Genomic DNA, 6,296 nt, shown 5'->3' on the forward strand with positions numbered 1-6,296 from the left:
TATTAATCGCATCAATTATAGTATAGATTGGCACTATGAGTAAAAGACGAATCAATAAGCAGCAATCTGCTCGTATAGCTAAAATCCAGAAAAACTACCATGAAAGCATGGGAAATCAGTCTGATAACCTTGCTGATGGTTTAGTCATTACTCGATTTAGCAGGCATGCAGAAATTGAAGACAATGAAGGAAAGCGAATTCTTTGTTCTATCAGGCCTAATCTTGACACACTGGTTGCTGGTGATAGAGTTATCTGGCAGATAGAAGGTGATAAACAAGGGGTGGTTGTGAGCATCTACCCCAGGGGAAGCGTGTTAGCAAGACCCAGTCAGAAAGGATTAAAGAAACCTGTTGCAGCCAATATCACTCAGCTGGTTGTAGTTGTTGCGCCAAAACCGGAGATCAGTTGGCCATTACTGGACAGTTATTTGATCATGGCAGAAATACTTCAATTGCACGTGGTCATCGTTCTCAATAAAATTGATCTTCCTTGTCAAACACTTCAGGATCGACTCATAGCAGAGTATCAATCATTAAACTATTCCGTCATTATGGCCAGCAATCAAATGCCAGACACAACAGTACCACTAAAAAGAGCACTAAATAATCAAATCAGTGTTTTTGTTGGTCAATCAGGGGTAGGAAAATCTTCATTGATTTCAAGTTTATTGCCACATGAGCAAAATATTGCGATCGATAAGATCTCTATGGTTTCAGAGTTAGGCAAACATACTACAAGAAATTCACGCTATTATCATCTCCCAAGTGGTGGCGCCTTGATAGACTCACCAGGTGTTCGGGAATTCAGCTTATGGGATATTGATTGCTCTACGATTGCTCAAGGATATAAAGAATTCAAGCCTTATTTGTCCCAATGCAAATTCCGCAACTGTACACATATTGATACCCCCCAATGTGCGATCATTGACGCACTAAATAAAGGGATGATTTCAACCCAAAGATATGAAAACTTTATAAAATTATGTGCTCAGTTTAATAATTTAAAAGAGTAAACAAAAGGCTATTCCTCAAATGGATAAGCAGTTATCAACGTAGCGCAACACTTGTTGTTGGGGATAGAGCTGGAAGCATCGCGTTTTGCAATCCACGCTGGTATTCTAATTGATAGTCAACAGCAGTAGTTAATAATTGATCAAGTAAGCCATTCCTGGTTACCCCCGCAAAATCAAATGATGTAGCACCAGCTTCAACTTCCCCTTTGATTCGCGCAGCAACAATCATATTATTTTTCGTAGCCTCCTGATTAAAAAATAATGGTTTAAGATCCCACCAGGTCGCACCTTCTTGTCTTGTGGCAATATATTTATCCAATGCCTCCTCAAGTGCTTCCGCCCATGTTTGACCTCTACATAGTTGAGCCATGAAATATTGTTCTGGTGTATATTGATATCTATTATACTTGGGTGTTCGTAGCAGGTTGCCATAAGTTACAGTTTGTCCTGCCTCAAGATTATTAACCGTCAATAAGTCTTTATCTGTATCATAACTAAGCGATACCGACTTTGCCCCCACGGATAGCATAACTGTTTTAAAAACAATATTTCTCTCTTGCAATCTTTGCAATTCGCGATAATCAACCATACTTCTCGGGTGAAGGATAAAGGTTATATCCTTTACATCGTTAAGTTCACTATCTGATAATTTCAAGGGCGTACTTCCCATGTAATCGCCAAAGATACGGTTTGGATTCAAATGATAAAAATACTGTGAACCGTCAACTTGAGTCACTAAAGCAACAACACATTGATAATATTCATAATGCCCGTATAACTTCGCTGACTCCATCTTCATTTTATTATTAGTACTTACTGTTACATAAGATTGATTATTTGTGCCTGGGGTAATATTGGGAAGTAAATGCGTATTTGAAAAGAAGGTAGATAAAAATTGGTCTTGCATTAATTTTTGGTATAATTGAGGAAAGCGATGCTGGCATGAAACCAATCGTTCATTATTGATGGTTAATATAGTATCTGCTAATTGCTCTTTTTCCTCTTGAGTGTATTTGCCAGTCATTTTAACATACATTAAAGAAGCAACATATTCATCAATATTGTCTATCATTTCTAATGATATTAATCCTTCAACAAACCTGCCATCATAACCACTTAGAAATTCGATTTTCTGTGCATGACTTAGAAATTTTGTCCTATCAAGCGCCGCGTTTCTTAAAGCAAGTTCTATTACATTTGACATATTATAATTTTTTAAACCACATATGAGACAAATTGTGCAAATTATAATCTAAATCACACGCTTGAGCAAGATTTGCTTACACCGGTCTAGAAAATCGAATTTTATTAACGATCAGGAATAAATCAAACACCAGGGACACTAACTTCACAAAAATGTTTATTAACCTGATGAGATCAAAATGCACAATAAAGGATTATAATAATGCTAGTTAATTGAGTCAGGTCGGAGCACCTATATAATCTATAACTCGTGCTGATTGTTGCGCCTCTTCTATTTCCGCCACCGTCAAAATAGGGCGGCTTATATTTCGCAGATATATAAGCATATTTTCCAATTGCTCAGGATTACAACGCTCCTCTAACGAATGAAGCATTTCTTTAAACGCTTCTAAAATAGCGCTCACTTGCTTCACATCTGTTTTACTAATTAACAATTTCTTACTATCTATGCATTGATAAGTGCTAAAAAAATTAGGGGAACTGTCTAACTGATGCATACTAATTTGACTTAATCGATTTATCACATAATTAATGCAGTTTGTTAAAAATTTACTTTTAGCATCTACAGGATCAAACAATGACAAAGTTAAAATTAACTTTCGTCTCTGCTGTTCATCCATCCCCCTCAAGAACTTGGCAAATAAAATATTAACTCTCAGTTGAATCTGCAATTCATTATTGTTTTGAGCATAAGTATGTATTAATTCATCTAAAAAATTAACAATTTTTTCACCGAATGATTTATTAATCAATCTAAAATGTACTAAAACATGAAATAATAACTCTGGTTCAAACCAATAAACATCCATTTTAGATAAATCACCGGTCTCAACCAACTGGTACCAATCCAGCGTTGATTGGTAGTGGGTCAGCCAGTTACAAATATGTTTATTCTTCTGGCAAGGGATAATGTGCTCATCTATTGTCTTCTTATAGATTGAAATTAAAGTGTCTAACTTATTTGTCATCAAGAAAGGAGCAAACTGATTATAGATCTCTTCTCCTTCTGAGAAGATTACATTTTTTATATCCCAAAAACTGATTGTTTTACCTGAAAAAGGAAAAACTTCGAATGGGGTAACAAATAATGAAACCAGAAAAGTTTTAATACGATACATCAAATTATCTTTTCTAGTTTCTACTCCTTCTCCTAAATGTTTTTCTAACAGCTTCTTTGAGTCCAATTCCGTATATAAAGATAATAATTCCTTATTTACGACTTTTAATGTGGGGTTAAATTGATACAACCAACTTGCTATGGCTTTTAACTGTTCGTCTACACCATAAGATTGCGCCATATTTATTAAAATAAAAAGCTCTAATAGATAAACCTCTTTCCCATGATATAAAATTTTAACTCCATAGAGAAAATTAATATTCTCTAATTCAAACTGATATAATATTTTAAAAAATTTCTGAACCTCTGCTGTAAATAATTTAATATCTGCTCCAGAATTTTTTAAATGATAGTAACTTTCAATTAACATAAGCAGGTGAGGAAGTACTTCTAATGGAATTTGACCTTTCGATTGCATTCGGGGAAAAGTTTTTTTGTATAGAAAATCCCAAAAATTATCAAATTTTTCTTTATCAATCGAAAATTCTCCATTGCAATATTTTCCCTTATATAACCTTGTTAATTCTTCAACAGTAATTGGTTCAAATTGCTTGGTTTTTAGTGTTCTGCAGGTGGATAACTCAAATTGATTATCAAGCAAACGCTCACATAATCCTCTTTTTCTATATAAAGTTTTCCCATCATATCCAAGATAAAAATTTTCCAATCGAACGGTTTCAGTTAGTGGAGTTAAATTATTAAAATCAAAATGATTGGTTATGTGGGGCAGTAAAATTTGCAAATAACTTTTATCTGCGAATGGCTCTATCTCATGGGCCAATTTGATCCAAACCTGGTTTGGCCGAGAAGGATAAAGCAGGTAATCACTCTCTGAGTCAGGCATCCAGCGCTCACTAAAACACTGCAAAACAAATTGAACATCATCAGAGGTTAACTCTTCCTGACTCTCTCTATGGGAGAAACGCTCTTGTAAAATAGTAGATAATCTTTTATCACAGGGAAGAATAGTTTTCGATTCCCCCAATTCATCAAGAAACCTACGAATGTCTTGTACTAACATTAAAGTCTGCAGCCTATCCCTTAAACCAAGATTGTAACAACAAGCATTTTCTATCAATACTATTGAACTGGAATGCTCTAAAATAATGTCATGCTTACTAATAAAAAGGAAATATTTTGCTATCAGATTCTACTTTGGTCAATAGCATTTAATTAATAGAAAAATCATGCGGATAAAAAAAGCGGCGTGGAAGCCGCTATAAGGAATAAAACCCTGGCGATGACCTACTTTCACATGAGGAAGCCTCACACTATCATTGGCGCGGAAATGTTTCACTTCTGAGTTCGAGATGGTATCAGGTGGTTCCAAATCGCTATAGTCGCCAGGAAAACTGGTTTACCTGGGGCTTTGAGTTGTATTGTCAAGCCACAGGTTTGGTAAAGAGTCAGAGTTTACACGATACGTTGTACGTATTCAAATCAATGTCACATTTTATTCTGAAGTCACTCAGATTATATGGTCAAGACAATCAGCCAATTAGTACAAGTTAGCTTCACGCATTACTGCGCTTCCACACCTTGCCTATCAACGTCGTAGTCTTCAACGGGCTTCATGGGAAAACTCATCTTGAGGGAGGCTTCCCGCTTAGATGCTTTCAGCGGTTATCCCGTCCGAACTTAGCTACCCGGCCATGCCACTGGCGTGACAACCGGTGCACCAGAGGTTCGTCCACTCCGGTCCTCTCGTACTAGGAGCAGCTCCTCTCAATTTTCCTACGCCCACGGCAGATAGGGACCGAACTGTCTCACGACGTTCTAAACCCAGCTCGCGTACCACTTTAAATGGCGAACAGCCATACCCTTGGGACCTGCTTCAGCCCCAGGATGTGATGAGCCGACATCGAGGTGCCAAACACCGCCGTCGATATGAACTCTTGGGCGGTATCAGCCTGTTATCCCCGGAGTACCTTTTATCCGTTGAGCGATGGCCCTTCCATTCAGAACCACCGGATCACTAAGACCAACTTTCGTTCCTGCTCGAGCCGTCACTCTCGCAGTCAAGCACCCTTTTGCCTTTACACTCTTGGTACGATGTCCGACCGTACCGAGGGTACCTTTGTGCTCCTCCGTTACTCTTTGGGAGGAGACCGCCCCAGTCAAACTACCCATCATACACTGTCCTCATCCAGGATTACTGGACCAAGTTAGAACCTCAATAACAACAGGGTGGTATTTCAAGGTCGGCTCCATGAGAACTAGCGTCCTCACTTCACAGCCTCCCACCTATCCTACACAGTCATCATCAAAGTCCAGTGCAAAACTATAGTAAAGGTTCACGGGGTCTTTCCGTCTAGCCGCGGGTACACTGCATCTTCACAGCGATTTCAATTTCACTGAGTCTCGGGTGGAGACAGTGTGGCCATCGTTACGCCATTCGTGCAGGTCGGAACTTACCCGACAAGGAATTTCGCTACCTTAGGACCGTTATAGTTACGGCCGCCGTTTACCGGGGCTTCGATCAAGAGCTTCTCCGAAGATAACCCCATCAATTAACCTTCCGGCACCGGGCAGGCGTCACACCCTATACGTCTTCTTACGAATTTGCAGAGTGCTGTGTTTTTAATAAACAGTCGCAGCCACCTGGTCTCTGCGGCCCTCTCCAGCTCTGAAAGTAAATCCCATCACCAGAAAGGGCGTACCTTCTCCCGAAGTTACGGTACCATTTTGCCTAGTTCCTTCACCCGAGTTCTCTCAAGCGCCTTAGTATTCTCTACCTGTCCACCTGTGTCGGTTTGCGGTACGGTTCTCTATAAGTTATGGCTAGCAGCTTTTCCTGGAAGCCGGGCATCAATGACTTCTCTGTACCAAAAGGTCAGAACCACTTCGCACCTCAGAGTTATGGAAAACCGGATTTGCCAAGTCTTCCCCCCTACATGCAAGTACCAGGACAACCAACGCCTGGCTCACCTAGCCTTCTTCGTCCCCACTTCACCACTTATAAA

3 protein-coding genes and 2 rRNA genes (1 of these 5 cut by a window edge) are annotated in these 6,296 nt (G+C 39.1%); 1 reads left to right on the top strand and 4 read right to left on the bottom strand.

What is annotated here, in order from left to right; all coding sequences use genetic code 11:
* Positions 1-35: 35 nt before the first annotated feature.
* On the top strand, positions 36-1,013 hold the full coding sequence (gene rsgA, locus OQJ02_RS13695; RefSeq protein ID WP_265719544.1) for a ribosome small subunit-dependent GTPase A: 978 nt from the start codon (positions 36-38) through the stop codon (positions 1,011-1,013).
* A 34-nt stretch (positions 1,014-1,047) separates the two neighbouring features.
* On the opposite strand, the gene OQJ02_RS13700 is transcribed toward rsgA, so the two are convergent.
* The 4 genes from OQJ02_RS13700 to OQJ02_RS13715 form a co-directional block, all read right to left on the bottom strand.
* A complete protein-coding gene (locus OQJ02_RS13700) occupies positions 1,048-2,217 on the bottom strand; it encodes a type IV secretion protein Dot (RefSeq protein ID WP_265719545.1) in 1,170 nt (389 codons plus the stop codon).
* A gap of 217 nt (positions 2,218-2,434) precedes the next feature.
* Positions 2,435-4,354, bottom strand: coding sequence for a hypothetical protein (locus OQJ02_RS13705; protein ID WP_265719546.1), 1,920 nt, complete (start codon positions 4,352-4,354; stop codon positions 2,435-2,437).
* A 211-nt stretch (positions 4,355-4,565) separates the two neighbouring features.
* Positions 4,566-4,681, bottom strand: a 5S ribosomal RNA gene (rrf, locus tag OQJ02_RS13710).
* Positions 4,682-4,810: 129 nt separating this feature from the next.
* A 23S ribosomal RNA gene (locus tag OQJ02_RS13715) occupies positions 4,811-6,296 on the bottom strand; it runs 1,407 nt beyond the window's last position.

This window comes from Legionella sp. PATHC032, from assembly GCF_026191185.1.
Taxonomy (GTDB): Bacteria; Pseudomonadota; Gammaproteobacteria; order Legionellales; family Legionellaceae; genus Legionella.

Bases quoted from the DNA above. Each gene is read 5' to 3' on its own strand.
- rsgA (WP_265719544.1), top strand. From the start codon at position 36: ATGAGTAAAAGACGAATCAATAAGCAGCAATCTGCTCGTATAGCTAAA.
- OQJ02_RS13700 (WP_265719545.1), bottom strand. From the start codon at position 2,217: ATGTCAAATGTAATAGAACTTGCTTTAAGAAACGCGGCGCTTGATAGG.
- OQJ02_RS13705 (WP_265719546.1), bottom strand. From the start codon at position 4,354: ATGTTAGTACAAGACATTCGTAGGTTTCTTGATGAATTGGGGGAATCG.